A 2,805-nucleotide genomic window follows, 5' to 3' on the forward strand; every position below is an offset into this window, starting at 1 on the left:
TGGCCGGTGGGGGCGGGTCGTAGTTGTCGTTGATCGGTGTCTGTATTTCTGTCTTCGAACTCCTTCCTTCTTGCCCATCGGTGGTCAAGTCACAGACCCCGAAGGGGCTGTCCACAGGCTTGTCCTGTGGGCAGGTGACTTGTCCACCGATGCCCCGCTTTGAGTGTCAGCTGGACTTGCCGGAACCAGACTTTGTGGCTGAGCTGTGCTTCGACTGCGATGCCTTCTGGTCAGCCTGAGCCGCGCGCCGGCGGTAGCTCTCCACGTTCATCTCCAGGATCGTGGCGTGGTGGACCAACCTGTCCACGGCCGCCAAGGTCATCGCAGGGTCCACGAACACGTCACCCCACTGCGAGAACGGGGTGTTGGCGGTAATGGCCAAGCTCTTGCGCTCGTATCGCTCGGAGATCAGCTCGAACAGCACCGACGTCTCGGCCTGGTCGCGCCTGACATAGCTCAGGTCGTCCAGGATCAACAAGTCGAACCTGTCGAGCTTGGCCAATTCCTGTGGCAGTCGCAGGTCACGTCGGGCTGCTTGCAGGCGTTGGACGAGTTCGCTGCAACGCGTGAACAACACTCGGCGACCAGCGTCGATCAGCGCGTTGCCGATCGCACTCACCAGGTGGCTCTTGCCCACGCCCGGCGGGCCGAACAGAAGCACATTGGCGCCGCGATCCAGCCACTCCTGTCCTTCCCCCAATGCCATCACCTGCGCCTTCGACACCGTCGGTACCGCGGCGAAGTCGAAGCTCGACAGTCGCTTGTCCACTGACAGCCCTGACTCCGCGCGGTGCCGCTCGATACGGCGCACCTCCCGCTCGTTCATCTCATGCTCGAGCAGCGCCTCCAGCAGCCGCTGGCCCGGCCATCCCTCACGATCCGACTGTGCACAAAGTCCTGCTGCCAGTCGCTTGACAGTGGGCAAACGCAGTTCCGTGAGCATCAGGTCCAGCCTTGCGCTCGTGATTGCCGCGCCGCTCATGGCTTCCCCCCGCACAGTGCGTCGTAGTCGTTCAGCGCTGGCAGTCGCACTTCCACCTCGGGTATCTGGCCCCTGGGGGGCGCTAGCAGCGTGGTCAGCGCTTGCAGGTCGGGCAACTGGTCGAGTTCGATCAGCTGTTCAAGTTCGACGGCGAGCTGCGCCTCGTGCCCGTCGGCGGCCAGCACCAGCAGCCCCACCATCGTCTTGCAGGCCTCCCTCTCCGGCCTCGCGGCGCACAGCCGTTCCCAGGTCTGTCGGTACACCTGCCGCGGGAACACCGCATCGCGCAGCACCCAGCGCGCGAACGCGCCCGGCTTACGCTTGAGTGCCTCCACCAGATGCCGGTAGTCGATGTTGCGCGCATGGCTATGGCCTTGTGCGTGCGTGGCGCGCGCGCACTCCAGCACCTTGTCTGCGCCGAGCCAGCACTCCACGTGCTGCGCATACTGGCGCACCATCAGGCGGTGACCGATCAACCGGCTCGGGGCGCTGTACTGGGCGCCCTTGACCATGAAGATCGCGTACTTGCTCACGCGTGCGGGCAACTCCTCATACTCCGCCGTGCGTCGCGGTGGCAACGCCCTGAGAGTCGGCCGCTCGACGGCCAGTCGCCGGGCCACGCGGGTGTTGAAGCGTTGCACGACCTGCTCCACGAAGGCTTCGTAGTCGGCAAGCGACTCGAACACCCGCGTGCCTCGCAGCCGAAGCGCTTGGTCGAGCGCCGTCTTCAGCGAGTCGTGACGCGACTCGATGGAGCCGTTCTCGTGCGACTGCCCCGGGTTGCATCGACTGCCGCGCATGCCGTAGTGGCTGCACAGGTCCCGGTATCGGCGGGTGAGTTCCTGCTGCTCGGCCAAGTTGTTGAAGGCTGCCGACAGGCTGTCGGTGCGATGCTCCTCGGGCACGCCGCCAAGCCGCCACAACGCGCTCTGCAACCCCGCGGAAAGCGCAGCAAAACTCTCCCCGCCAGCGACCACGCTCACGTGCCGCCACCCCGAGTGCGCCAGCGCAAACTGGTACAGCCGGTGCGCAAAGGCCGTCCCGGCGATCTCCACCCCCAGGTCATCGGCGACCGTGAAGTCCGACAGCGCAAGCCGACCAGGCGGATGCTCCTGCGCGAAATACACCTCCTGCTGCGCACCATGGATGGCGCGCCATTGACGCACCCGCCGTTGCAGCGTGCGCAACACCGAGGCGTCGTACTGGCCGGGGTAACGCCGCTGTAGCTCCTCCAGCAGCGTGACCGCGTTCAGCGCTGCGTCGGTCCGTAACAACGGCACGATCTCGGAGTCCCAAACCCCTGCCAGCGGGTCCTGCCTCGTGCGCCAGTCACGCGGCGGACTCTGCGAGGGTAAAGCTTGACTGCTCTCAATCCGGCGCGCACTGCGCTCGCTGATGGCAGTCTTGGCCGCGGCGGCGACCTGCGACATCTTGTTACGGTGTTCCTTGTACTTCAACACTTGATGGTCCGTGATCTTCTTGCCGGGCATCTGGGGCACCTCGATCTGATCGATCTGCCCACGTTATCCCGCTCCCCGGACCTACCCGGCGTCGGCCTCAACCGGCCAGGATAGTTGTCGTCGACCGGCCAAGGTAATTGTCGTCAACCAGGCGTCACGAACAACCCACTTTTGCGCTTGGGAGTTCATCAATGGCAGTGGTTCGCTACTTGGTCGACGACGTGGATGCAGCACTCCCGTTCTACAGAGCCCTGGGCTTCAAGCTCGCAGACCGCTGGGGACCACCGTTTGCGATCGTCAAGAAGAAGGGTATGTCCGTTTGGCTCAGCGGTCCTGGTACTTCAGCTCGCAAGAAGCTGAAGT

Annotated in this window: 3 protein-coding genes; 1 reads left to right on the plus strand and 2 read right to left on the minus strand. The window is 64.6% G+C overall.

Translation table 11 applies throughout. The features are described 5' to 3' along the window. Positions 1-166: 166 nt before the first annotated feature. Both istB and istA read right to left on the minus strand, forming a co-directional pair. Complete coding sequence (istB, locus tag ACOVRJ_RS16845; RefSeq protein WP_422044992.1) at positions 167-982, minus strand: IS21-like element helper ATPase IstB; 816 nt, start codon at positions 980-982, stop codon at positions 167-169. Continuing rightward, positions 979-2,472: an IS21 family transposase gene (istA, locus tag ACOVRJ_RS16850; RefSeq protein WP_422044993.1), complete on the minus strand. Its 1,494-nt coding sequence runs from the start codon at positions 2,470-2,472 to the stop codon at positions 979-981. Before istA ends, istB begins: the two co-directional genes overlap by 4 nt. 161 nt (positions 2,473-2,633) lie before the next feature. On the opposite strand from istA, the gene ACOVRJ_RS16855 reads away from it, so the two are divergent. Continuing rightward, positions 2,634-2,805, plus strand: a 172-nt coding sequence (locus tag ACOVRJ_RS16855; protein ID WP_422044994.1) for a VOC family protein, incomplete at its 3' end; no start/stop codon positions are given.

This window comes from Roseateles sp. (assembly GCF_049240545.1).
GTDB lineage: Bacteria > Pseudomonadota > Gammaproteobacteria > Burkholderiales > Burkholderiaceae_C > Paucibacter_A.

Excerpts from the sequence above, each read along its gene's own strand:
- istB (WP_422044992.1), bottom strand. The coding sequence starts at position 982 with ATGAGCGGCGCGGCAATCACGAGCGCAAGGCTGGACCTGATGCTCACG.
- istA (WP_422044993.1), bottom strand. The coding sequence starts at position 2,472 with ATGCCCGGCAAGAAGATCACGGACCATCAAGTGTTGAAGTACAAGGAA.